This window comes from Novosphingobium sp. Leaf2 (genome assembly GCF_001421325.1).
Taxonomy (GTDB): Bacteria; Pseudomonadota; Alphaproteobacteria; order Sphingomonadales; family Sphingomonadaceae; genus Novosphingobium.
Window position 1 is genome coordinate 81,883 of record NZ_LMJY01000016.1, and the last position, 23,801, is coordinate 105,683.

A 23,801-nucleotide genomic window follows, 5' to 3' on the forward strand; every position below is an offset into this window, starting at 1 on the left:
GGCGTCACCCCCACACCGCACGAATGCCAAATTGCTCCTAATTTAAGGTTAATTGCCTAGACGGCCGGAAACGGGATCGCGCAGCCCGGTTTGTGCGTGCACCGTGCATTAACTGTTCGACTTTAGGGCGTTCCTGAGTTCAAAGTGCAACCATCCCTTCGTAAGGCCGGCGCAAGGCGCAGGTTAACCAAGGCGGGCGGGGTGTGAAGGCAGGGCAGTGAGCAGAATCGCGATGCACAAGGGTCTTTCTGCAAGGGCCGTCCTGGCCGTGGTGGCAGCGGCGTGCCTGACGCTGTCGACCGCGCCCGCCATCGCGCAGGCTCCTGCAGCGGGCGACGTGAAGTCCGGCGTCGATGCCTGGTCTGCCGGCAACTATGATGCCGCCGTGCGCATCTGGCAGCCCCTGGCCGACAAGGGTGATCCCGACGCGCAGTTCAATCTGGCGCAAGCCTACAAGATGGGTCGCGGCGTTCCGCTGGATCTGGCGAGGGCCGAAGCGCTGTATGGGCGGGCGGCAGCAAAGGGGCACACGCAGGCTGCCGACGCCTACGGGCTGCTGCTGTTCCAGCGCGGAGAGCGGCAAAAGGCGCTGCCCTACATCGAGGCGGCGGCATCGCGCGGCGATCCGCGTGCGCAGTACATCATGGGCGTGGCGCACTTCAACGGCGACATTGCGACGAAGGACTGGGTGCGCGCCTATGCCCTCACTAGCCTCGCCCGCCAGGCGGGACTGCCCCAGGCCACCAGCGCCCTGCAGCAGATGGACCAGCACATCCCGCTGCCGGACCGTGAGAAAAGCGTAGTGCTGGCCGAACAGATCGCGGCGCAAACGCAGGCCAATCGCCAACGCCTCAACGCCTCCGCCGAACTGGGCACGCAGCTTGCCTTGGCTGAGCCCGCGCCGGCTCGCCAACCGACGCCTGATCGCAAGCCCGCCGTCATCGCTAGCGCGCGCCCCGCCGTCACCGTGCATCCAGCGCAATCTTCGACCGAGCGACCGGAGCGCGAGCGGCGTCCTCCCGCCCCACCTGCCACGCCTGCTCCCAAGCCCGCGCCATCCGCCAAGCCAGCTCCCCGTCCCACACCGGTTGCAGCCTCTGGCCCCTGGCGGGTGCAGTTGGGCGCCTTCGGGGTGCCGGGCAACGCCGAAGCGCTGTGGGCGCGGATCAAGGGGCGTTCCGAACTGTCAGGCCGCACGCGCGTGCTGGCGCCCGCCGGGAAGCTGACCAAGCTTCAGGCCACCGGCTTTGCATCGAGCGCGGATGCGCAAAGCGCCTGCGCCCGGTTGCGGGCTGGCGGCTTCACCTGCCTGGCGACACGCGACTGAGCGATCCGGCCACCCTGTCTGCCGGGGAGGCCGAACCCGCTCTTGCACCGGGGGCGACACAGACACGACTGGCGACGCTGGACCTCATTCGCGGCGTGGCGATACTGGGCATCCTGGCGATCAACATCGCCGGCTTTTCCGGCCCGATGGTCACCGCCACCACCCCCAACCTGCTCGCTCCCGCACGTCTTATGGACGAGGCAGCTTTCGCGCTCTCGTTTCTGGTCTTCGAGGGCAAGATGCGCGCGCTGTTCACGCTGCTGTTCGGGGCGGGACTGGTGCTGTTCTGGGAACGGACCGAAGCGGCCGGGCGCGACGGCGATGTCCTGCAAATGCGGCGGCTCGCGTGGCTGCTGATGTTCGGTTTCCTGCACTACGTATTCCTGTGGTGGGGGGACATCCTGTTTCTGTATGCGGCCTGCGGGATCATCGTTCTGCTGATGCGTCCGCTGGATGACCGTATGCTGCTGTGGATCGCGCTGTCGCTGTATTACGGCTGGCACATCTGGGGGATGGTGGACGCCGCCCCCGCGATCCATGCCGAAACCGCCTTGCGCCGCCATCTCGCCACGCCGGCGGACATGGAGCTTCTGGCCGGGCGCCTGGCGCCGGTCCGGGAATGGGCCGCGCAGGAACTGCACGAAGCGACGCTGCCCTATCTTGAACTCGTGCGCATCAAGATCGTCGAGCGCCCGTTCTGGCAGATCCAGATGATCACCGGGGCATGGTCGGAAACCCTGCCTTTGATGCTGATCGGCATGGTGCTCTATCGCCGGGGTTTTTTCGATGGACGCATGCCGCGCTGGCGGGTGCGGGATATCGCGCTGTCCTGCACGTTCGCCGCGTTCGTGCTGACCGCACTGTTTCTGGGGTGGGCATGGTCCCGGCATTTTCCACCCGTTGCGATGGACGCGGCCATCGTGTGGGGGCTTGCCATGCCGCATGTGCTGGGCGGGGTCGGTTATGCCGGGCTGATCGTTCTGGCCGCCCCTCGCCTGGCGCGCGGCAGCTTCGGACGGCGGCTGGCGGCGGCGGGCCAGATGGCATTCAGCAATTATGCGCTGACCAGCCTGGCGATGACGTTCACCTTTTACGGCTGGGGTCTGGGGTTGTACGGCCAGATCCGGCCCGCGACCCAGTGGGTGTTCGTGATCGGCGGGTGGGCGATCATGCTGGCGTGGAGCAAGCCCTGGCTGCACCGCTTCCGGCGCGGGCCGCTGGAATGGGCCTGGCGCTCGCTGGTGGAAGGCAAGCCTCTGGCCAACCGACGAACCTGACCCGAATTTATGCTATTGCGATCCATTCTCACTTGCATATACTGACCGCGGATAAGAGGATTCGCTCATGTACGTGTGCATCTGCAATGCCATTCGCGAAAAAGACCTGCGCTGTGCCGCCCGTCGGTGCCGTGGCAGTGCGGAGGCGATTTATGGCGCGCTGGGACGCACCCCGCAGTGCCGCCAGTGCCTTGACGACGCCGAAGACATCATCGCCGACGAACTTTCCAGCTGCGATACGGGGATGGCCGCAGCGGCCTGATCCCGCCCTCCCGGCAAGTATCACTTCTGGCCACTCGCTTGCCTAGACTGGCCACGCCGCTTATACGCCGCCCCTGCATCACAGGAGTTTTTGCGCGATGAATGGCGACCCACAAGTCATCGATTTCTTGAACAAGGCGCTGTTCAACGAGCTTACCGCGATCAACCAGTACTGGCTGCATTACCGCATGCTGCACCACTGGGGCATCCGCAAGCTGGCCGAATACGAGCGCCACGAATCCATCGACGAGATGAAGCACGCAGACGTGCTGGCCGATCGTATCCTGTTCCTGGGCGGGCTTCCCAACTTCCAGGCGCTGGGCAAACTGCGGGTCGGCGAATCGGTAGAGGAAATCCTGCGCGCCGATCTCGCGCTGGAACACGACGCCATTCCGATGCTCAAGGAAGCCATCGCCCACTGCGAGGCGGTGCGTGATTTCGTGAGCCGTGAAATCTTCGCGCGCATCCTCGAAAGCGAGGAAGAGCACGTCGATTACCTCGATACCCAGTTCGACATGATCGAACGCATGGGCATTCAGAACTACTGCCAGTTGCAAAGCAAGGCCTCCGGCGAGGAGTAATCGCCGGGAACCCTGGGCCCTGCGATCATTTATGCACGGACGAAGCGACGCGTCCGTGCGTCGGGGCACTGCGGGGGACATCATGAATTCACGACCTGGCACACCGACCGGCCAGTCCGGTCCGACCACCGAGGATATAGGCTTTGCCATCCTCGTGGTCGTGATCACGCTGGCGACTGCCTACCTCATGACCCCCTATTTCGGGGCGGTACTGTGGGGCGTGGTCGCCGCAATCATGTTCCAGCCACTGACCGCCAAGCTGGCCACACGGCTGAACGGCCGCAAGAACCTGGCCACGTCGATCGTCCTGCTGGCGTTGATCGCGGTATTCGTGATCCCCACCTTGCTGCTCAGCATCAGCCTCGTGAACGAGGCGACCGCGTTGTACGGCAAGATCACCAGCGGGCAGATCGACTTCGGGCGGATTTTCCAGCAGGTGATGGACGCCCTGCCCACCCGGCTACGCAACCTCATCGCGGAATCCGGGCTGAACGATTTCGATTCTATCCGCCGTCAATTCGGCTCCAGCATCTCCAGCGGCCTGCAATCCCTGGCCGGGCGTGCGCTGCTGGTGGGGCAAAGCGCGCTGAGCTTCGTGGCGGCGCTGGGCATCATGCTGTACCTCAGCTATTTCCTGCTGCGTGACGGCAAGCGCTACGGCGAGATGGTCGTCACCAGCCTGCCGCTGCACACCGATACCCGCGATTCGCTGGTCGAAAACTTTCTGCGCGTGGTGCGCGCCACCATGCGCGGCACTGTGGTAGTCGCGATCGTGCAGGGCGTTCTGGGCGGCTTGCTGTTCTCGGTGCTGGGCATCGAAGGTGCGCTCATCTGGGGGGTGATGATGGGCTTCTTCTCACTCTTCCCGGCCGTCGGCACGGCCATCGTCTGGGTGCCGGTGGCGCTGTACCTGTTCGCCACCGGTGACATGGTGAAGGCCGGGATCATGGTGTTCTGCGGCGTGTTCATCATCGGCATGGTTGACAACGTACTGCGCCCGGTCCTGGTGGGCCGTGACACCCGCATGCCGGACTTCGTGGTGCTGATCGCGACCGTCGCGGGGCTGGAACTGTTCGGCCTGAACGGCTTCATCATCGGCCCCGTCATTGCCGCACTGTTCATCGCGGTGTGGAACCAGCACCGCCAGAAGCGTGAAGCCCGCACCCAAACGCTATCGGGCGATGCCCCGTCGGTGGAAGAGCGAATAAGCCCTGAGCACGCGGCGCAGGAAACCGTGGCCCACCCGTCCTGATTGCCAAAGAATCGCCCGCACTCCTGCGGCCGGCGCCCCATCAATCCTTGGCGAAGGGGTTCTTGGCGCTGCGCAGGTTGATGCGGATCGGCACCGAATCGAAACCCAGTTCCCGCCGCATGCTGTTCACCAGATAGCGCTTATAGCTTTCCGGCAGCAGATCCAGCCGCGTGCCGAACACCACGAAGCCCGGCGGCCGGGTCTTGGCCTGCGTGATATAGCGCAGCTTGATGCGTTTTCCGCCCGGCGCGGGTGGCGGATTGGCGGACAGCGCATCATCGAACCAGCGATTGAGCGCGGCGGTGGGCACGCGCCGGCTCCAGGCTTCGCGGATCGTGAAGCCGGCCCCGATCAGTTCGTCCAGTCCCTTGCCGGTGCGCGCGGACACCGCCAGCAGCGGCACCCCGCGCACTTGCGCCAGCCCTTCGTCAAGCGCTGCACGAATGCCATTGAACAGGCCCGAGGCGTTTTCGGCTACGTCCCACTTGTTGATCGCGATCATCAGGGCGCGCCCTTCCTCCAGCACCTTGGAGGCAATGGTCAGGTCCTGATGCTCCAGTCCGCGCGTGGCATCGAGCAGCAGTACCACCACTTCGGCAAAGTCGATCGCATGGCGCGCGTCGGCAACGGCCATGCGCTCCAGCTTTTCGACCACGTTGGCGCGCTTGCGCATGCCGGCGGTGTCGATCAGATGGACCTGGCGCACATTCTGCGTCTTCGGATCGGTCCATTCCCAGGCCACGGTGATCGAATCGCGTGTAATGCCCGCTTCCGGCCCGGTCAGCAGCCGGTCTTCGCCCAGCAGCTTGTTGATGAGGGTAGATTTGCCGGCATTGGGCCGGCCCACGATCGCCAGCTTGAGCGGGGCCAGCAACCGTGCTTCCTCGTCTTCTTCCTCAACGAATTCGGGCTCTTCGGGCTGCAGCGGATCGAGATGCGGCAGCAGGGCTTCAAACAGGTCGCTCATGCCGATGCCGTGTTCAGCCGAAAAGCCGATCGGATCACCCAGCCCCAGCGAATAGGACTCCAGCACGCCGCTCTCGCCCGAACGCCCTTCGGCCTTGTTGGCCAGCAGGATCACGGGCACCGGCGAGGCTCGCAGCCAGTTGCCGATCTCCTCGTCCAGCGGCGTCAGCCCGGCGCGCGCGTCCACCACGAACAGCGCCACGTCTGCGGTATCGAGCGCCGCCTCTGTCTGTTTGCGCATGCGGCCGGGCAGCGTTTCGACCTCGTCGTCCTCCCACCCGGCGGTGTCGACGATCTGGAATTTGAGGCCGAGCAGTTCGACATCGCCGAACCGGCGATCGCGCGTGACGCCCGGCTGGTCGTCCACCAGCGCGAGCTTCTTGCCGACGAGCCGATTGAACAGCGTGGACTTGCCGACGTTGGGCCGACCGATAATGATGACTTGGGGAAGCATGTCCGCAGCGCATGGGGTTTTCGGGCGGTTTTGGCAAGCGTTGCGCGCGGGCGGCATCTCTGAAGCCTTGCCTGCGAGATCGTAATTGCCGGACCGTTGCCCATATTTTTGCGATCAAATCGCGAAAAAGCCAGGAACCTTTCCTTGCTCCGGCGTTAACCAACCGCGGAAGATTGGCGATAACCTTCTGCGGGCAAAAGGGCGGACATGAGGGTTCACCACAGCTTAATCGTTATCGGGCTCGCGGTCGCGTGCATCGCGCCGGCGTCTGCCCGAACCGTGATCGACAGCGCCAATGATGCAGGCGCGGGATCGACGTTGACCGTGCCCAAAGCGCCCGGACATCTGGAATGCGTGCCGTTTGCAAGGACCACGTCCGGAATCCAGATCTATGGTGACGCGCATACTTGGTGGGAGCAGGCCCGTGGCCGCTATGCAACCGGAAACACACCGAAGCCCGGCGCGGTGATGGCGATCAAGCCGTTCAACAACTCGCGCCTCGGCCACGTCGCCACCGTCAGCCGCATCATCGATTCGCGCACCGTGCTGCTCAGCCATGCGAACTGGTCCTCGCCCGGCCAGATCGAGCGGAACGTGACCGCGCTGGACGTATCGCCGAACAATGACTGGACGCAAGTGCGCATCTGGTACGCGCCCATTCACAGCTTGGGCGGCACCCACTGGCCGGTGTCCGGCTTCATCTACAACGCCAGACCGGGGCGGATGCGCGATCTGGGACAAGCCAGGCTGATGCAGGCGGCGGCCATGAAGCCTTCGACGGCAAAGCCCGCAAGCCTGACAAGCCGCCACCGCGACCCGATCGGCGCAATCATTTCGGGACGGTACTGATCTAGCCTCGCTCCGGATCCGTTCCGAGAGCGAGCGGCCAGCATCAGTCTTTCTTTGCGACCGGCGGATTATCGCCCAAGTCTTCGTACCAGGCCTCGACCGGGCCCGAGAGCTTAATCGTCAGCGGGTTACCGTTGCGATCCATGGACTTTCCGGCCTGCACGCGCACCCAGCCTTCGGAGATCGAGTATTCCTCAATATTGGTGCGCACCGCCCCCTTGAAACGGATACCGATGCCGCGCCGCAGCTTTTCCTCATCGAAGAACGGACTGCGCGGGTTGATCGCCAGATGATCGGGCGGAACGTCGGTTGCCGAGGCTGCGGGCGCAGCGGCGGACGTATCCGCCACAGCAGCGGCATCCGTTTCGGGCATTTCGGGCGGGGTGTTCTGGTCGGTCATGGCGCCTGCGTTTAAATGCAGATCGCAGCTTGTCAATTCGATCCCACTTGTCTAGAGGCGCGCTTCCGCAAGGGCAGCGGGCGCGTAGCTCAGTGGTAGAGCACACCCTTCACACGGGTGGGGTCGCAGGTTCAATCCCTGCCGCGCCCACCATTCCGGTTGGAATGGGCGGTTTTCACCTCCACATCGACGGTATATTGCAGCGCGCCGGCTTGCGAGCGAACGCGTCAGGCGGCATAGGCGCGGGCATCATGCATGACATCCGCCAGATCCGTGAAAATCCCGCAGCCTTCGATGCCGGCCTTGCCCGTCGCGGGGTCGCGCCCGTCGCCGCCACGCTCGTCGCGCTGGACGAGCAGCGCCGTGCAATCGCCACCCGCATGCAGGACGGGCAGAACCGCCGCAACGAAGCATCCAAGGCGATCGGCAAAGCGATGGCACAGGGCGATACGGCAACGGCAGACGCCCTGAAGGCGGAAGTCGCGCTGCTCAAGGATACGCTGCCGGCGCTGGAGGCTGAGGAAAAGAGCCTGACGGCGCAGTTGCAGGACGCACTCGCAGCCCTTCCGAACATCCCGGTGGACGCCGTGCCTGACGGTATGGACGAGGCACAGAACGTCGAGGTCGCGCGCTGGGGGACGCTGCGCACGTTCGACTTCATGGCAAAGGAGCACGCCGATCTAGGGCCCGCGCTGGGGCTGGACTTTGAAACCGGCGCAAAGATTTCCGGCGCGCGGTTTACGTTCCTCAAAGGCCAGATGGCACGGCTGCACCGTGCGCTTGCGCAGTTCATGCTCGATACGCAGACCACCGCCAATGGCTACATGGAATGCAACGTGCCGCTGCTGGTGCGCGACGAGGCGGTATTTGGCACCGGCCAGCTGCCAAAGTTTTCCGAGGACCTGTTTCGTACCACGGACGGACGCTGGCTGATCCCCACCGCCGAAGTGTCGCTGACCAACGCCGTTGCCGGCAGCATCCTCGATCCCGACGCACTGCCTCTGCGTATGACTGCGCTTACCCCGTGCTTCCGGTCTGAAGCCGGCGCGGCGGGGCGCGATACGCGCGGGTTCATCCGCCAGCACCAGTTCGAAAAGGTCGAGCTGGTGACCGTTTGCGCGCCCGATCAGAGCGAGGCCGAGCATGACAAGATGGTCGCGGCAGCCGAAGGTATTCTGCAGGCGCTCAACCTTCCCTATCGCAAGATGCTGCTGTGCGCGGGCGACATGGGCGCCACCGCGCGGCTGACCTTCGATCTTGAAGTGTGGCTGCCGGGCCAGAACGCTTATCGCGAAATCAGTTCGATCTCTAACTGCGGCGATTACCAGGCCCGCCGCATGAACGCGCGCTACAAGCCGGAAGGCGCAAAGAAAACCGAGTTCGTGCATACGCTCAACGGGTCGGGGCTTGCCGTGGGACGCACGCTGGTGGCGGTGCTGGAAAATTACCAGCAGGCTGACGGGTCGGTGCTGGTGCCCCACGCGCTCAAGCCCTGGATGGGCGGGATCGACGTGCTCACGCCGCAGCCCTGACCGGTCTGTTTGCGTACAGACCCAAAATGAAACGCGGCGTCGGCATTATTCATGGCCGACGCTGGAAGGTTATGGTTAAAGACCGATCATGCGCATTCTCCTGACCAATGACGACGGCATCAACGCTCCCGGCCTGTACGTGCTGGAAAAGATCGCGGCGCAGTTGTCCGACGATATCTGGATCTGCGCGCCCAGCGAGGAACAGTCGGGTGCCGGCCATTCGCTGACGCTCAATCGTCCGGTGCGCCTGCGCCAGCATGCTGAACGCCGCTTTTCGGTGACCGGCACGCCAACGGACTCCGTGACGATGGCCTTGCGCAAAGTGCTGCCCGGCGCGCCGGACCTCATTCTGTCCGGCGTCAACCGCGGCGCGAACCTGGGCGATGACGTGACGTATTCGGGCACCGTATCGGCCGCGCTGGAAGGCGCGCTGGCCGGTATCCGCTCGATCGCGCTCAGCCAGGTCTATTCCAGGGAAGGTCTTGGCGACGCGGTGAATTTTGCAGCTGCGGAAGCGTGGGGGGCCAAAGTCCTGCGCCCGCTGCTGGACCAGCCGTTCGCGCCGCGCACGCTGGTGAACGTCAATTTCCCGGCTCTGGCGGCGGACGCGGTAAAAGGTATCCGCGTGGCGCGGCAGGGTTTCCACGACTATGCGCGCGGCTCCTTAATCGAAGGCACCGACCCGCGCGGATTTCCGTATTTCTGGTTCGGGTTGCACGGCATTGAACAGACGCCGGGCCATGAGACCGATCTCGAAGCGGTTGCGAACGGCTTCGTTGCGGTGACGCCGCTTCATCTCGACCTTACCCATGATGCCTCGCTCAAGACGCTGGCAAAGCGTTTCGAGGCGTGAGGCGCCTTTTCTTTCTTGCCGCCCTGATGCTGCCGGTCACTGCGACCGCTGCGCCTGAAAAAGAAAGCGAGCACGTCGTCGCGTCGGGCGAGACGTTGAACGGCATCGCCAATCGGGCCGGCGTCAGCGCGCAGGCCGTGATGGCTGCTAACGGTCTCAAGGCCCCTTACGTGGTGAAAATCGGCCAGACACTGAAAATCCCGCACGTCGCCAAGCCGGCGAAACCCACCAAGCCTGCAAAAGCAGCCGAGCCCGCGAAAGTCGCCGCGCCCAGCAAGGCAGCCGCTCCCGCAGCATCTACAGATCAGGCCAAAGCGGACGCGGAGGAAAAGGCCGATCAGGCCGCGCTGGACAAGGCGGCAGCCACGGCTGCCCCCGCCGCGAAGAAAGTTGCCACCAACGCAGTGCGGGTCATCCAGGGCAAGCCGCCCCTATCCAAGACCACGGGTCCGGAAACCGAAACAGAGCATCTGGTGGCGCCGGGTGAAACGCTGGGCGTCATCGCCGAGCGCGCACACGTTCCGCGCGTCCTGATCATCGAAGCCAACGCCCTTCCCGCGCCCTATGCCGTGCGGGTGGGCCAGACGCTCAAGATCCCGCGCACCCGTCGCCATCAGGTCAAGCCAGGCGACAGCAGCTTTTCCATTGCGATGGATTATGCGGTGCCGTGGGAACAGATCGCGCTGGCCAACAGCCTCAGTCCCTCCGCTTCGGTCAAACCCGGGCAGGTTTTGCTGATACCCACGTTGCTCAATCCGCCCACGCCCGTATCACGCGCGCCGGCGTCGCCCGCAAAGCCGACCCCAGCGCCTGCCGTCACCAAAACCGCCCGCTTCGCCTGGCCGCTGACCGGCCCCGTGCGGCGCGGCTTTTCCAGCTCCGGCGATTATCATGACGGGCTGGACATTGCCGCCCCGAAAGGCACCACCGTGCGCGCCGCTGGTGCGGGCACGGTGGTGTTCGCGGGCAAGGAAAAGGACCAGTTCGGCAACCTCGTCGTCATCGATCACGGCGACGGATGGCACACCGCCTACGCTTTTCTGAGCCGCATAACCGTGAAACAGGGCGCCAGCGTCGTCGCCGGTGAACGCGTCGGTCTGGTCGGCAACACCGGCAAGGCCAAGGGCGACGAACTGCATTTCGAGGTTCGGCGCGAAGGCAAGCCAGTCGATCCCGTCAGCGAATTGCCCAAGGTGTCCTGACCGTCGTGGCGGCGCGGCGCCCTCGCCCCACCCTGCCCCATCCGCTCAAGCGCGCGGTGGGGCTGCCGGTCTGGGCGGACCTTTCGCTGCGGCTGGGCGGCGCGTTCGCGCTGGTGATGTTCGTGGTGGTGATCCACTGGATCGACCGCGACGGGCTGAAAGACGCGCACGATGGCACCGTCAGCTTTCTCGACGTGTTCTATTTCACGATGATCTCGATCACGACGACCGGGTTCGGCGACATCGCCCCCGTCAGCGACCGATCGCGGTTGATCGAAGCGGTGATCGTCACGCCCATCCGCTTTGCGGTGATTTTCATATTCGTAGGCACCGCGTACAACTTCCTCATCAAGCGCAGCTGGGAGACATGGCGGATGAAGCGCATCCAGGAACGCCTGGCAGGCCACATCGTGGTGCTGGGCTATGGCGTCAGCGGCGCGGAAGCGGTGCAGGAGCTGATCGCACGGGGCACCGACCCGGCGCGCATCGTGGTCGTCGATCCTGCCGACCACCGGTTGAAAGTGGCCGAGCAGACCGGCTGCATCGTGCTGGACGGCGATGCCACGCGCGATGAAACGCTGGCCGCCGTGCGGATCGCCGATGCCCGCACGATCCTGGTATCTGCCGGGCGAGACGATACCACGATCCTCATCGTGCTGACCGCGCGCCATCTTGCCCCCGGCGTTCCGATCACCGCCGTGATCCGGGCCGATGACAACGAGGTGCTGGCCCGGCAGGCCGGCGCCGATAACGTGATCAATCCTGTGCGGTTCACCGGTCGGTTGCTCGCCGGTTCGGCCAATGGCCAACATATCGCCGAGTACGTTGCCGATCTGGCATCGGTCAGCGGGCGGGTGCAACTGGTGGAGCGGGCTGTGGAGGCCGGCGAAATCGGCATTCCGCTGGCCCAGATCACCACCGGCAAGGGCCTGCGCATTTACCGTGCGGGCCGCGCCATTGGCTTTTGGGAACCGGAGGCTGGGCAGTTGCAGGCCGGCGACACAATCGTTGAGATTACCCCGACGGCCTTCAGGGAAAGCCCGGCATCCTCAGCCTAGAATCCAGAACACCAGCCCCATGGCAAGGTACGCCACCAGCCAGAAGGCGCAATCGATCACCCGGCGCAGCGGCTCGGTCCGTCCGCGCAGATGCGTCAGCCACACGGCGGGGATGACGAAGGCGATGGCGATGCCGCCGCTTTGCATGAAGTAGAGCCACGGTTTGGCCGCCAGGGCCGCCGCGCCGATACGGGCGAAGTTGTGCCCCAGCATGATCGCGCCGATCAGAAATACGACGGCCATGACGATCGTGTTGCCGGCCCGTTCCGACCCATCGGGCATGAACTTGCGGCCGCTGCGGAACAGCGATCCGTGCCACAGAACCCCGATAGCCACGGCGATCACGGTGGCTATCACCACCGCCAGCCAGTTCACAGGACCCATTGCGCCATCCTTTTTGGTTCAAGGCAGCTGTCTTGCAGGCCACACCGGCATATGCAACCCCGCCCCTGACCGCATGACGCTCCTTTCTCGTGACTCGTGCAGCATTTGGGAGTATCGGCCCGCAATCCCATGGCTATAGCAATCCCCACCCCGCCGAAAGTCGGCATGGTCAGCCTCGGCTGCCCCAAAGCGCTCGTTGATTCAGAGCGTATCCTCACGCGTCTGCGCGCAGACGGTTACGATATGAGCGCGGAGTATTCCGGCGCCGATGTCGTGCTGGTCAACACCTGCGGCTTCCTCGATTCCGCCAAGGAAGAAAGCCTTGCCGCCATCGGCGAGGCGATCGCCGAAAACGGTCGCGTCATCGTCACCGGCTGCATGGGCAACGAGGCCGATGCGATCCGCGCGCGCTTCCCGCAGGTACTGGCGGTGACCGGAGCGCATCAGTACGAAGCGGTGGTCGAAGCCGTGCACGCAGCGGCGCCGCCCGAACTGTCGCCGTACGTCGATCTGATCCCACAGGCTTACGATGATGCGGGCATCAAGTTGACGCCGCGCCATTACAGCTACCTCAAGATTTCCGAAGGCTGCAATCACGCCTGCTCTTTCTGCATCATCCCCTCCTTGCGTGGCAAGCTGGCCAGCCGGCGCATCGATGCGGTATTGCGCGAAGCGGAAAAGCTGGTGCAGGCCGGAACGCGCGAACTGCTGGTGATCAGCCAGGACACCTCGGCTTACGGGGTGGACGTGCGACACGAGGAGCGGTCCTGGAAAGATCATTCGGTGCGCACGCACATGACCGACCTGGCGCGTGAGCTGGGGCACTTGCGCGATGCGCAAGGCCGGCAGCCGTGGGTGCGGTTGCACTACGTCTATCCCTACCCGCATGTCGATGCGGTGATCCCGCTGATGGCCCAAGGGTTGCTGACGCCGTATCTCGACATTCCATTCCAGCACGCTGCGCCTTCGGTGCTCAAAGCCATGAAGCGTCCGGCCAATGAAGCCAAAGTGCTGGACCGCTTGCGGTCCTGGCGTGAAATCTGTCCAGACATCGCCATTCGCTCCAGTTTCGTCGTCGGCTTTCCCGGTGAAACAGAAGCGGACTTTCAGTATCTGCTTGACTGGCTGGACGAAGCCCAGCTCGATCGCGTGGGCGCCTTCCGGTTCGAGCCTGTGCAAGGCGCGGCGGCCAACGATCTGCCCGGCGCCGTGCCGGAAGATGTCAAGGAAGACCGCTACACACGGGTCATGGAAAAGACCGCCGCGATCAGCGCCGCCAAGCTGCGGGCGAAAGTGGGCCGCGTGCTACCGGTGATCATCGACGAAATCGGCGAGCCCGACGATGAAGGTGACGTCGGCGCAACTGGCCGATCGCAAGCGGATGCTCCGGAAATCGACGGCAACGTGTTCCTTCGCGATGTCGGAAATGATCTGCAAGTCGGTGATATCGTTGACGTTTTTATCGAAGATGCTGACGAACACGATCTGTTTGGTGCGTGTACGTCAAGTTGACTTACCGCGCACAACTTTGCGTTCGTTGAGTTTTACGCAATGCACAGCTCGGTTTTCGCGTTTGCGAAGGTGTTCGCAATCGCACAAAACGAACTCGCCTTTTCAGGCATCCTCTCCCAAAACTTTCATAGGGCTGGTCTTCGGACCGGCCCTTTTTTTGCGCCGCTCGCGCCAATAGCGTGGCTAGCGGCGCGCGGTGTTTTGCCCTAGCCATACCGCATGGCATCCCAGCAGCGAATCTACACCGCCGCCCTCATCGTCATCGGCGATGAAATCCTGTCCGGTCGCACGCACGACAAGAACATCGCGCAAGTCGCCAGTTGGCTGCAGGTGCAGGCCATACGCCTCAAGGAGGTGCGCGTGGTCGCTGACGATACCGACGCTATCGTCGAGGCAGTGAACACCTTGCGGGCCCGCAACGACTATCTGTTCACCACCGGCGGCATCGGGCCCACCCACGACGACATCACCGTTGACGCGGTGGCGCAGGCGCTCGGCGTGCCGGTGATCGTGCACCCGGAAGCCCGCGCCATCCTGGAAACCTATTACGAGACCCGCGGTGGCCTCACCGATGCACGCCTGCGCATGGCCCGTACGCCAGAGGGCGCCACGCTCATCGCCAATCGCTACACCGGGGCTCCTGGCATCCGCTGCGGCAACGTGATGATCATGGCGGGCGTGCCCAGCATCACGGCAGGCATGCTCGATGCCCTCTCGGGCCAGCTTGAGGGCGGCGCGCCCTTGCTATCGGAAACGATCGGCTGCTGGGTGGGCGAGAGCGAAGTCGCCGAACTGCTGCGCGAGACCGAAAAGGCGTTCGAGACGTGCCAGATCGGCTCGTACCCGTTCTGGGGCGAGGGACGCACGGGCGCGAACTTCGTGGTTCGCTCGGTCAGTGCCGAGGACCTTGCGGCATGCGTCCAGGCATTGACGCAAGGGCTGGAAGCCACGGGTCGGACAGCCGTGGCTGGTGGCATCTGAAATGCCGGGCGCGCTGGCTTTGCTGGTTACTTCGATGATCGCCAACCCTTCCGCACCGACGCTGCAAGAATTCGAAGCGGTTCTGGCCCGTCATGACAGCGCGACCGTCGCGCTGGAGGAATGGTGCGACGCGCGCAGGCTGGCCAAGCCTGCAACAGTAACCGCCACGCTGATGCCACCCACAACACAGCAAACGCCGGCTGCCTTGGCTGACGTGTTCGGCAAGGAAGCCCTTAGCCTTCGCCACGTCCGTCTTAGCTGCGGGGGCACGGTGCTCTCAATCGCGTGGAACTGGTATGCGTCTGCCCTGCTGACCCCGCAGATGAACGCGGCGCTGGCGCAAGGCAATGTGCCGTTTGGCAAGGTTATCGCGCCGCTCGGCTTTCGCCGTGTTGCGCTTTCCATCACTGCCGGCCCCGCGAACAATTGCCCGGCAGATACGATCTCGACCCACCAGGCCAAGCTGGTACTGCCGGACGGGCGGGCCCTGGCCTATCTGGTGGAATGCTACACCGCCGCCAATCTCGCCGCCCGGCGATAGCATGCGCGAAAAAGCCGGAAGGTTTCCCTCCCGGCTTTTTCTATTGATGCGTCAGCGCTGAAGAATCAGGCGCCGGTGATCTCTGTCGTATCGATCTTCAGGCCAGGGCCCATCGACGAGGACAGCGAGATCTTGCGCAGGTACTTGCCCTTGGCGCCCGTGGGCTTCGCCTTGACGATCGCGTCAACGAAGGCCGAGAAGTTGCTGCGCAGGTCGGCGTCCGAGAACGACATCTTGCCGATGCCGGCGTGGATGATGCCCTGCTTTTCCACGCGGAACTCGATCTGGCCGCCCTTGGCGTCCTTCACGGCCTGCGTGACGTTCGGGGTGACCGTGCCCAGCTTGGGGTTCGGCATCAGGCCCTTGGGGCCCAGCAGCTTACCCAGACGGCCCACGACGCCCATCATGTCGGGCGTTGCGATCACGCGGTCGTAGTTGAGATTGCCGGCCTGCATGTCTTCCATCAGGTCTTCGGCGCCCACCTTGTCGGCGCCGGCAGCCAGAGCCTCGGCAGCCTTGTCACCCTTGGCGAACACAGCGACGCGAACGTCCTTGCCAGTGCCGGCGGGCAGCGAAACCATGCCGCGAACCATCTGGTCTGCGTGGCGCGGATCGACGCCCAGGTTCAGAGCAACTTCCACGGTCTCGTCGAACTTGGTGGTCTTGAGGTCGCGCAGCGTCTGCAGCGCTTCGCCCACGGCATAGAGCTTTGTGTTGTCGCCCAGCTTTTCAGCCAGCGACTTTTGCTTCTTGGAAACGTTGGCCATGATCTCAGCCCTCCACCACTTCGAGGCCCATCGCGCGTGCGGAGCCTTCGATGATCTTCGTTGCGGCCTCGATGTCGTTGGCGTTGAGATCGGGCATCTTCACCTGGGCGATTTCGGCCAGTTGCGAACGCTTGATCTTTCCGGCCGTGACCTTGCCAGGTTCCTTCGAACCGGACTTGAGACCGGCAGCCTTCTTGATGAGGAAGGTTGCGGGCGGAGTCTTGGTGACGAACGTGAAGCTGCGATCCGCGTACACCGTGATGATGGTCGGGATCGGCATGCCGTTTTCAAGTTCCTGCGTGGCGGCATTGAACGCCTTGCAGAATTCCATGATGTTCACGCCGCGCTGACCCAGCGCCGGACCGATCGGCGGCGACGGGTTGGCCTTGCCTGCAGGAACCTGCAGCTTGATGTAACCGGTAATCTTCTTGGCCATGGGGCCGCTCCTTATTCACACTGTCGCGCCAGTTGCCCGGCGCTCATGTCTAGCGGTTTTGGCGGGCGACCGTGTGAGCAGCCACCCTCCCGCAGGGAATCGGGTACGGCAATGCCGTGCCTCCGAAGTGGGGGCGCCTACACGAATTGGTTTGGAAAGGAAAGCACCATCCCGCGGGCCATCAAGCCGCCGTTACGTCTGGCAGCGCAGCGGGCCTTGCGGGCCTTTTCCAGCCCCGCCGTATTGCCTTGCGCGCCGGCACTTCGATCCACCGATACGCAAGGTCGGCGTAGAAAAGCACCACGGCGGCAAACCCGGCGATGATCAGCACGGTTTCCCAACCACTGGCAGCGCGGTGCAGCCAAGGCAGGAAATACAACAGGATCGGGAAGTGGATCATGTAAACGGCGTAGCTGCGGTCCCCCAGCCACAGCATGGCGCGGCTTTCAAGGAACGCCAGACGCAAGGCCAAGCAGGCCACTGCCGGCCAGGCGAGCAGGTCCAGCACGAACAGCGGACTGGCAGGGCCCTCGCCCACGAGACTGAACCCCAGCAGGGCCGCCGCCACCAGCACCGGCAGGGGAATCCGGGCGATGCGGTGGCGACAGCGCCATAGCACCTGCCCGATGAAAAAGCCGAGCGGGCCGCGCGGGAAACATTCGCCGAACCACGGCCCTCCCGGTCTGCCCATCACTGCCAGGTAAATCAGGGGTATAATGATCGCCACGGCCGTGATCCAGCGCATCACCTTGTCGCTGCGCACCGCGCCCAGCGCGAACAGCGCATAGCACGCCATTTCTACCGACACCGACCATGCAGGCCCATTGAAGTGGCGCACTTCCGGATTCACGAACGCCTGAAGCATGAAAAGATGTGCGACGAAAGCCGTGCTGGTGTTCACTTGCGCAGCGCCGAACAGGAATGCGCAAACGATCAGCATCACGAAATGCAACGGATACAGCCGGGCGAAACGTGCGCGCCAGAACGATCCGAAATGCGCACGGTCCAGTCGCTTCGTGCCCAGATAAACATGCGCAAAAATGTAGCCCGAAATGACGAAGAACAGATCGACGCAGCTCCACGCCCATGCCCGCAACCACAGCACGGCGGCAGGGGCGGACGCTGCGACCGGGGCGCTCAGTTCCAGCAGCGGGTGATAGAGAAACGCAACCCCGCAGGCCGCCACACCGCGCAAGCCATCCAATGCGGCGAGACGCGCGGGGTGCGATTCATGCTCGCCAGTTTTCACGCCCGTCATCCACCGCCCTATCCGCATGTGGCGGCTATGGCACAGCAGTGGTTAAGGCCGGGTTGAGGAATATTCTGGCCCGCGCCGGATGCGAAACGCCCCACAGCGCCGGGGGGCGTGCGGGGCGTATGCAACAGTGGCCAAGGGCTTCGCAGCCCCGCCGGCAGCTTACTTGGCGAGTTCGACGTGCTCGAATTCGAGCTCGACCGGCGTGGCGCGACCGAAGATCGAGACCGCAACCTTGACGCGGTTCTTGTCGAAATCGAGTTCCTCGACGATGCCGTTGAAGCTGGCGAACGGACCGTCCAGCACTTTGACCGAATCGCCGATCTCGTAGTCGATGCTGACGGTCTTGCGCGGCGTGGCGGCAGCGGCTTCGGCAGCGCCAAAATAGCGAGAGGCCTCGGTCTCGCTGATCGCCTGCGGCTTGCCGCTGGAGCCCAGGAAGCCGGTGACCTTGGGCGTGTTCTTGACGAGGTGATAGACGTCATCGTTCAGCGTCAGCTTGGCCAGCACGTAACCAGGCATGGTCTTGCGCTCGGTCTGCACTTTCTTGCCGCGCTTGACCTCGGTGATCACTTCCGAGGGGACCTGCACGTCCTCCACCAGCTGCGAAAGACCCATCCGCTCGGCTTCCGAGATGATGGATTCCTTCACCTTGCTTTCGAAGCCGGAGTAGGCGTGAATGATGTACCAGCGGGCCATTTTTCGTTTCTCGTCCTAATTCAGATCACAGCAGCGACAGCAGCGAGCTGACGACCCAGCCGAACAGCGCGTCGATGCCCAGGAAGAATACCGCCAGGATCACGGTCATGATGCCGACAAAGATCGCCGTCGTCACCGTTTCCTGGCGCGTGGGCCAATGGATCTTGCGCGTTTCCGCCTGAACCTGGCGCATGAATTCGCCCGGAGTGATCTTGGCCATCTTACGTCGCTCTCTCGTGTCGCGTGCCGCGGAAAAATTGTCGTGTCTTCCGGCTAGGGGCCATCGCCGCCCCGGCCAGGGCCGGGAGGAGCAAGTGAGGTCCGCTTGTCGGAAAGAAGTGGCGATTTAGCTTCCGTCTGCAGGATTTGCAAGATCCACCGCATCGGGCAGCCGCGCAAGGAACGAGTTGGGGGTCGCGTAGACGATCCGCGCGCCATCCGGAATGGCGACGGGCCGGCGCGTGCCGATGTACCACAAGTAATCCGCATGGCGCGCGGGCTTGAACTTGCGAAGGTCAATGCGCTGCTGTGGGGAATAGAGGATTCGCTGCGTGGGGTCGTTGAAACGGTAGCGGGTTTCACGCATGGACAGCATGTGCACATCGGGCAGCGCGAAGTTGGAATTTTCCATCGCACTGCGCCGCACGACCGCGAAGCTGCCGAAATGTTCGAACGGGCCGAACAGCCACTGCGCCCGCGGAATCGCCACGGCGGTTGCCACCCGCGCGCCTTCGGGCACGTAGTCCAGCGCGCCGATCAGTTGGCGCGCGGTCTGCGCATCCTGATACCAGACCGTGGTGGTGACCGCGATGCGCGCGGTGAACAGCAGCCCGGCCAGCGCCAGGCCCCAGCGCGGGACCGCCCAGTCGATCGCCAGGCATGCCACCAGCAGCGCTGCCGTGCTCAGCCGGTAATCGGCATAATCGCCGCCGAAAATCTGGCGCGGGACGAGAAGCGTCAAGAGGAACAGGATGATCGCGGCCCACCCTACCCGGCCATCGAACTTGCGCAGCACCAATGCCGCCAGCACGACCGCCAGCACGACGCACAGGCTGGTCACGTCGAACACCTGATCGTAGCTACGCATGGCCTTGTAAAGGATCGTCCACTTGTATTCGAAGACGCCGTAACGACCGTAGGACACCTTCCCGTTGGCACCCATGCCCAGCAGCATCGGAATAAGCGGGAAGATCAGCGGCCATGGCTTCACGAAAGGCCGCCAGTCCCGCCAGCTGGCGCGTTTGGACCATTCGTATCCGAAAACCAGCACGCCCATTACGCCCCAGCCGGACACATGGCAGATCCACACCACGAAACCGGCGGGGATCATCACCGCCCAACGCCAGCGCCAGTTCTCCAGCCGCACCCACGCCGCAAACGCCAGCAGCGCGAAGGCGAGCGATAGGGAGTAGTTCAGAAAGCCCATCAGCAGCGAGGGTGACCAGATCATCGCAAAGGCCAGCAGTGCGCCCACTCCCACGCGCTTGCGCAGGCTCCATTCCACCGCCATGATCGCCATGCCGGTAAGGAACGGGATCATCGCCACGATCAACCGCCCGGCTTCTTCCAGCCCGAATATCGGGGTGAGCGGCACCATCAGCAATTCGGCGCCAAGGTTGCCGGTCCATTCCCACTTGAACAGGAAATAGCGGGTCAGAAACGGGTCGTGCCCATGGTCCAGCATGACCTTGTAACCCGCCAGATGCGAGGGATAGTCCGTCATCTGCGGGGTCCAGGCGACGATCGCAGGCAACATCGCCAGGCAGGACAGGACAAAGCCCATCCACACCGCTTCGTGGCGGATCCTCAGATAGCTTTCGCGCTTGCGCGGCGACAGCGCGGCATCCGGAGCGCCCGTATCTGGTTCAGAGTGCGCGCTGGCATGCATGTAAGACTGGATCTTTCCCCGATGTGCGCGATGCGAACCGGCAGGCCGGGCCTTGGCCGTGCATCCGATTCGCCGGACGCGCTGTCCTAAAGCGGATACCGCGATTGACAAGCCGGGCAACGCTATCGCCGCCAGCGGCCGGTCGCAAGCCGCTTCGAGTCCGGGCGGCTGACGCCAGGCTTATAGCATCGCGATGTCTGGAAAGGACGCTGGCAGGAGTGCACGGACTCGAACCGTGGGCCCTCGGTTTTGGAGACCGATGCTCTACCAACTGAGCTACACTCCTGCGGGCTGCGCGGCCTCTAAAGGCAGATGCGGCCGATTACAAGAAGCGAAATGCGCCTCCTTTGCGCAAAAGCCGCGATACCGCTGGCAACGCGCTTCTGCTAGGACACGCACCGTGCAGGGCCGGCAATCCACATCTCCCATCGCATCAGAACTGCTGATGCTGGCGTACCGCAGCGGGATATTCCCGATGGCGGATGACCGCGAGGACCCGGAAATCTTCTGGATAGAGCCTCGCCTGCGCGCCATCCTGCCCCTGAACGGCTTGCGCGTCTCTCACTCGCTGGCCCGCACGCTGCGGCGCGGACATTTCACGGTGACCTGCAACCGGGCGTTCTCGCAGGTCATGGATGCCTGCGCCGCGCCGCGCCGCGTGCGCGCTGGCGATGATGAGGAAACCGGCGGCAGCTGGATCAGCCATCGCATTCAGGCTAGCTACGAAAACCTGCACAGCCTGGGCCATGCGCACTCCATCGAAGTGTGGCAGCAAGACGCCCTTGTCGGCGGGCTTTACGGCGTCGGCTTCGACCGGGCATTTTGCGGCGAATCGATGTTCTCCACCGTCAGCGATGCGTCCAAGGTGGCGCTGGCTTGGTTGGTCGCCAGCTTGCGCCGTGGCGGCGCGATGCTGCTGGACTGCCAGTTCATGACCCCCCACCTCGCCTCGCTCGGCGCGGTGGAAATTCCGCAGAAACGCTACCTCAAGCTGCTGCAGGCGGCGCAGGACACGCCGGGGACCGAGGCCGAGAATGCACGTGCCGGGTTGGCCAGCGCGTCACATCACTGGGCGGCAGGCGCATCAGCAGGTTCTGGAGCCGCCGGGGCCGGCGCGGCAGACGGCGAGGCCGATACGGATGGCGATGCAGCCGGCTCAGGGCTTTTGCCGCTGCCCGAAGCCTTTCGCGCACTGCTGTCAGACGCCGCATCCTGCGGGCTGGCTTCCTCACCCGGAAAACTCATCGCGCAGGACTTGACCCACACGTCGTAAACCGGGTGTTCGACGACGTTAGCGGCGGGGTTGTTCTTGAACAGCCAGCCGGAAAACACCTTGTGCCACGCCAGCTTTTCCGCAGTGCTGCGCCGTTCTTCGACGAAGACCTGCACGAATGCGCCTTCTTCCTGCGGATGCTCCCACGGCAGCGTTTTTTCGCAGGTCGAAAGCTTCACCACCAGATTGCCGATGCGGCGCGATTCGCCGGGCTTCATCACCAGGTTCTGCGTCAGGTTGTTGCGCTTGTTGAGCACGCCCAGCGTGGCCACGCGATCCTTGTTGGGCGTGCCGATCTGCGCGCCGCGCGCAACCTGTGCTGGCCCCGCCTGCATCCCGGCGATGGCATCGGGAACGCCGGTGTCCTGCGTTTCGGGCGCAGGTTCGCCCTTGCAGCCGGCCAGAGCCGACAGCACCAGCAGCGCCGTCCATACCCTCAGGCGAACCACCGGCCCGCCCTCAGGCTTCCGGCGACCAGGCTTCGTAATCGCCGGTAGCAGCCGCGCGTCGACCGCCACGCTCCAGCGCGCCTTGCGGGCGATACGCCTCGCCGGTGCCGGTGGCGTTGGGGGTGTAGTCCACTTCCCAGATGCGCGGCGGCGGCAGGTGACTTTCCGGCACGCCGTCATACTGGTGGTGCAGCCACCCGTGCCATTCGGCCGGCACTTTGCTGGCATCGTTGGCGCCGTTGTAGATCACCCAGCGGCGCTCATACCCCTCGGTCGTCCTGACCTTCGCGCTTTTGGAGCGGAAATACATGTTGCCGTACACGTCGGTGCCGACATGCGCGCCGTTGCGCCTGCTCCAGAGCGAGGTGCCAATGGTGGCGCCGTCCCACCAGGTGAAGATATTGGACAGGATTCCCATGGCCCGCGCGTTAGCCTTTCCTGCCACCCGAAGGCAAGGCGTAACGTGGGCAACCGGCGCTTACCATGTCACCAGATCTCCCGCCTCGATGCCCAACTGCGCCGCGCGCCCGCCGTTGAGCTCCAGCACGCCCGAAGCCACCCCCGCCGACGGCAGCGGCGTTTCATCGTAGGGCACCGCGTTTGCCGCGATGTTGAGGATGCGGTGGTCGGTGCCAATGAAGATGATGTCGAGCGGAATCACCGTGTTGCGCATCCAGAAGGCGGCGCGACGCGGGGTTTCCTCAGGGAAGATCATGCCCTCGTTCGGACCCATCGCGGTGCGGAACATCAGGCCCTTTTCCTGTTGCGCAAAGGTTTTCGCCACTTCGACCCGGAAGACGTGCTTGCCCTTCGCCGTCTTGACGGTGAGCGGCACGATCGGCAGCCCGGATATCGGATGCACGGCGGGCTGGGTGGCGGAAGGCTTGGCGGTGGCGTCCGTGCCGCCTTGCGAACAGGCGGCGAAGGCCAGCAGGAAAGCGGCGGCGAACGAACTGCGGGTCAAACGCATTCAGGTGTCTCCGAAATCCGACTCGGCCCATTCTTCGAGCGCGTCGGCGTCATCGCTCTCGACGATCCTGCGGGCGATGTCGAGCGGGTGGCCGGCCCGCAGCATCGCCGCGATATGCTTTTCGCGCAGCGGGCGATCCAGTGGCTGCAACGCGAACGGGCCAAGCCGCCGCCGCCGCGCCAGCACCAGCGCGGCGCGGCGCTGTTCGCCCTGCGCCGGGCGAACCTGAAGGTCTTGGGCCACCCCGGCCTGCCCCAGCGCCACGCCCACCCGGCGCGCGCCATACCCGCGCCGCAGCAGGCTGCCGGTTTTCATACGCGCCCACGATGCGTCATCGACATAGCCAAGCGTGACATAGCGTTCGACAAGATCGTCGATCGGTGGCGCGCCCTCGCCGCCCCAGCCGCGTTCGCGCAGCTTGCGCTGCAGATACGTGCGCAACTTGGCTTGCGTCGTGGCGAAGCGCGCGACATAGGCCAGCGCCAGTTCCTCCAGGCGCGACGGGCTGATAGGCGGTGGCCCTTCCGGGCGATTGCGACGCTTGTCCGACATGCTGCCCTATTCGTGCCACACTCGGATCGGATTGGGGAGAGTGCGCGAAACCGCTGGGGACGTGCCAGGAAAGTGTGGCGGC

Annotated in this window: 26 protein-coding genes, 2 tRNA genes and 1 pseudogene; 15 read left to right on the plus strand and 14 right to left on the minus strand. The window is 64.2% G+C overall.

Features of this window, described 5'->3' with window-relative positions:
* Positions 1 to 217: 217 nt before the first annotated feature.
* The 5 genes from ASE49_RS09745 (at position 218) to ASE49_RS09765 (ending at position 4,698) form a co-directional block, all read left to right on the plus strand.
* On the plus strand, positions 218 to 1,327 hold the full coding sequence (locus ASE49_RS09745; protein ID WP_235522921.1) for an SPOR domain-containing protein: 1,110 nt from the start codon (positions 218 to 220) through the stop codon (positions 1,325 to 1,327).
* Positions 1,328 to 1,422: 95 nt separating this feature from the next.
* Complete coding sequence (locus ASE49_RS09750; protein WP_235522922.1) at positions 1,423 to 2,604, plus strand: DUF418 domain-containing protein; 1,182 nt, start codon at positions 1,423 to 1,425, stop codon at positions 2,602 to 2,604.
* A gap of 67 nt (positions 2,605 to 2,671) precedes the next feature.
* Positions 2,672 to 2,866, plus strand: coding sequence for a (2Fe-2S)-binding protein (locus ASE49_RS09755; protein WP_056771276.1), 195 nt, complete (start codon positions 2,672 to 2,674; stop codon positions 2,864 to 2,866).
* A 97-nt stretch (positions 2,867 to 2,963) separates the two neighbouring features.
* Positions 2,964 to 3,446, plus strand: a complete 483-nt coding sequence (gene bfr / locus ASE49_RS09760; RefSeq protein ID WP_056771277.1) for a bacterioferritin — start codon at positions 2,964 to 2,966, stop codon at positions 3,444 to 3,446.
* 82 nt (positions 3,447 to 3,528) lie between these two features.
* Positions 3,529 to 4,698: an AI-2E family transporter gene (locus ASE49_RS09765; RefSeq protein WP_056772274.1), complete on the plus strand. Its 1,170-nt coding sequence runs from the start codon at positions 3,529 to 3,531 to the stop codon at positions 4,696 to 4,698.
* 40 nt (positions 4,699 to 4,738) lie between these two features.
* Here the strand turns inward: ASE49_RS09765 and der are convergent, their stop codons facing one another.
* On the minus strand, positions 4,739 to 6,118 hold the full coding sequence (gene der / locus ASE49_RS09770; RefSeq protein ID WP_056771280.1) for a ribosome biogenesis GTPase Der: 1,380 nt from the start codon (positions 6,116 to 6,118) through the stop codon (positions 4,739 to 4,741).
* 207 nt (positions 6,119 to 6,325) lie between these two features.
* Between der and ASE49_RS09775 the strand changes: the two genes are divergently transcribed.
* Positions 6,326 to 6,967, plus strand: a complete 642-nt coding sequence (locus tag ASE49_RS09775) for a CHAP domain-containing protein (RefSeq protein ID WP_056771283.1) — start codon at positions 6,326 to 6,328, stop codon at positions 6,965 to 6,967.
* A gap of 43 nt (positions 6,968 to 7,010) precedes the next feature.
* Here the strand turns inward: ASE49_RS09775 and ASE49_RS09780 are convergent, their stop codons facing one another.
* On the minus strand, positions 7,011 to 7,340 hold the full coding sequence (locus ASE49_RS09780) for a DUF3297 family protein (protein WP_056772277.1): 330 nt from the start codon (positions 7,338 to 7,340) through the stop codon (positions 7,011 to 7,013).
* A 105-nt stretch (positions 7,341 to 7,445) separates the two neighbouring features.
* Between ASE49_RS09780 and ASE49_RS09785 the strand changes: the two genes are divergently transcribed.
* The 5 genes from ASE49_RS09785 (at position 7,446) to ASE49_RS09805 (ending at position 12,012) form a co-directional block, all read left to right on the plus strand.
* Positions 7,446 to 7,520, plus strand: a tRNA-Val gene (locus tag ASE49_RS09785).
* Positions 7,521 to 7,618: 98 nt separating this feature from the next.
* Positions 7,619 to 8,899, plus strand: a complete 1,281-nt coding sequence (gene serS, locus ASE49_RS09790) for a serine--tRNA ligase (RefSeq protein ID WP_056772279.1) — start codon at positions 7,619 to 7,621, stop codon at positions 8,897 to 8,899.
* Between the two features lie 88 nt (positions 8,900 to 8,987).
* Positions 8,988 to 9,752 carry a 5'/3'-nucleotidase SurE gene (gene surE / locus ASE49_RS09795; RefSeq protein ID WP_056771285.1) on the plus strand — a complete coding sequence of 255 codons (765 nt, stop codon included), beginning with the start codon at positions 8,988 to 8,990 and terminating at the stop codon, positions 9,750 to 9,752.
* Complete coding sequence (locus ASE49_RS09800) at positions 9,749 to 10,954, plus strand: LysM peptidoglycan-binding domain-containing M23 family metallopeptidase (protein WP_082456389.1); 1,206 nt, start codon at positions 9,749 to 9,751, stop codon at positions 10,952 to 10,954. Before surE ends, ASE49_RS09800 begins: the two co-directional genes overlap by 4 nt.
* A gap of 5 nt (positions 10,955 to 10,959) precedes the next feature.
* Entirely contained in the window at positions 10,960 to 12,012 is a 1,053-nt protein-coding gene (locus tag ASE49_RS09805; protein WP_056771287.1) for a potassium channel family protein, read from the plus strand.
* On the opposite strand, the gene ASE49_RS09810 is transcribed toward ASE49_RS09805, so the two are convergent.
* Positions 12,004 to 12,396 carry a DUF1761 domain-containing protein gene (locus ASE49_RS09810; RefSeq protein WP_056771290.1) on the minus strand — a complete coding sequence of 131 codons (393 nt, stop codon included), beginning with the start codon at positions 12,394 to 12,396 and terminating at the stop codon, positions 12,004 to 12,006. The genes ASE49_RS09805 and ASE49_RS09810 overlap by 9 nt on opposite strands.
* A 129-nt stretch (positions 12,397 to 12,525) precedes the next feature.
* Here ASE49_RS09810 and rimO point away from each other — a divergent pair, with 129 nt between their 5' ends.
* The 3 genes from rimO (at position 12,526) to ASE49_RS09825 (ending at position 15,430) form a co-directional block, all read left to right on the plus strand.
* A complete protein-coding gene (gene rimO / locus ASE49_RS09815) occupies positions 12,526 to 13,908 on the plus strand; it encodes a 30S ribosomal protein S12 methylthiotransferase RimO (protein WP_056771292.1) in 1,383 nt (460 codons plus the stop codon).
* Between the two features lie 219 nt (positions 13,909 to 14,127).
* On the plus strand, positions 14,128 to 14,889 hold the full coding sequence (locus ASE49_RS09820; protein ID WP_056771294.1) for a competence/damage-inducible protein A: 762 nt from the start codon (positions 14,128 to 14,130) through the stop codon (positions 14,887 to 14,889).
* On the plus strand, positions 14,879 to 15,430 hold the full coding sequence (locus tag ASE49_RS09825) for a hypothetical protein (RefSeq protein ID WP_056771297.1): 552 nt from the start codon (positions 14,879 to 14,881) through the stop codon (positions 15,428 to 15,430). Before ASE49_RS09820 ends, ASE49_RS09825 begins: the two co-directional genes overlap by 11 nt.
* A 65-nt stretch (positions 15,431 to 15,495) precedes the next feature.
* On the opposite strand, the gene rplA is transcribed toward ASE49_RS09825, so the two are convergent.
* The 7 genes from rplA to ASE49_RS09860 all read right to left on the minus strand — a co-directional run bounded on the left by rplA (position 15,496) and on the right by ASE49_RS09860 (position 20,761).
* Positions 15,496 to 16,197: a 50S ribosomal protein L1 gene (rplA, locus tag ASE49_RS09830; RefSeq protein ID WP_056771299.1), complete on the minus strand. Its 702-nt coding sequence runs from the start codon at positions 16,195 to 16,197 to the stop codon at positions 15,496 to 15,498.
* Positions 16,198 to 16,201: 4 nt separating this feature from the next.
* Positions 16,202 to 16,633, minus strand: a complete 432-nt coding sequence (gene rplK, locus ASE49_RS09835; protein ID WP_056771302.1) for a 50S ribosomal protein L11 — start codon at positions 16,631 to 16,633, stop codon at positions 16,202 to 16,204.
* 181 nt (positions 16,634 to 16,814) lie between these two features.
* Positions 16,815 to 17,891 (minus strand): acyltransferase family protein, encoded by a 1,077-nt coding sequence (locus ASE49_RS09840; RefSeq protein ID WP_056771305.1) that lies wholly within the window; start codon positions 17,889 to 17,891, stop codon positions 16,815 to 16,817.
* 159 nt (positions 17,892 to 18,050) lie between these two features.
* Positions 18,051 to 18,587, minus strand: coding sequence for a transcription termination/antitermination protein NusG (nusG, locus tag ASE49_RS09845; protein ID WP_056771307.1), 537 nt, complete (start codon positions 18,585 to 18,587; stop codon positions 18,051 to 18,053).
* Positions 18,588 to 18,612: 25 nt separating this feature from the next.
* The gene (secE, locus tag ASE49_RS09850) at positions 18,613 to 18,807 is read right to left on the minus strand and encodes a preprotein translocase subunit SecE (protein ID WP_056771310.1); all 195 of its coding nucleotides are present in this window, start codon (positions 18,805 to 18,807) and stop codon (positions 18,613 to 18,615) included.
* 126 nt (positions 18,808 to 18,933) lie between these two features.
* Positions 18,934 to 20,475 (minus strand): hypothetical protein, encoded by a 1,542-nt coding sequence (locus tag ASE49_RS09855; RefSeq protein ID WP_082456390.1) that lies wholly within the window; start codon positions 20,473 to 20,475, stop codon positions 18,934 to 18,936.
* A gap of 210 nt (positions 20,476 to 20,685) precedes the next feature.
* Positions 20,686 to 20,761: transfer RNA gene (locus tag ASE49_RS09860), tRNA-Trp, on the minus strand.
* Positions 20,762 to 20,920: 159 nt separating this feature from the next.
* On the opposite strand from ASE49_RS09860, the pseudogene aat reads away from it, so the two are divergent.
* Positions 20,921 to 21,472: pseudogene (gene aat, locus ASE49_RS18715) on the plus strand (leucyl/phenylalanyl-tRNA--protein transferase); the annotation flags it as partial.
* Positions 21,473 to 21,540: 68 nt separating this feature from the next.
* Here aat and ASE49_RS09870 read toward each other — a convergent pair.
* From ASE49_RS09870 to ASE49_RS09885, 4 genes are read right to left on the minus strand one after another with little or no spacing between them, the layout of a single operon-like run.
* A complete protein-coding gene (locus ASE49_RS09870) occupies positions 21,541 to 22,266 on the minus strand; it encodes a DUF2155 domain-containing protein (RefSeq protein ID WP_235522923.1) in 726 nt (241 codons plus the stop codon).
* A complete protein-coding gene (locus tag ASE49_RS09875) occupies positions 22,208 to 22,615 on the minus strand; it encodes an NADH:ubiquinone oxidoreductase subunit NDUFA12 (RefSeq protein WP_056771316.1) in 408 nt (135 codons plus the stop codon). Before ASE49_RS09875 ends, ASE49_RS09870 begins: the two co-directional genes overlap by 59 nt.
* A 60-nt stretch (positions 22,616 to 22,675) precedes the next feature.
* A complete protein-coding gene (locus ASE49_RS09880; RefSeq protein WP_056771319.1) occupies positions 22,676 to 23,167 on the minus strand; it encodes a DUF192 domain-containing protein in 492 nt (163 codons plus the stop codon).
* Entirely contained in the window at positions 23,168 to 23,719 is a 552-nt protein-coding gene (locus tag ASE49_RS09885; RefSeq protein ID WP_056771321.1) for a regulatory protein RecX, read from the minus strand.
* Between the last annotated feature and the right edge of the window lie 82 nt (positions 23,720 to 23,801).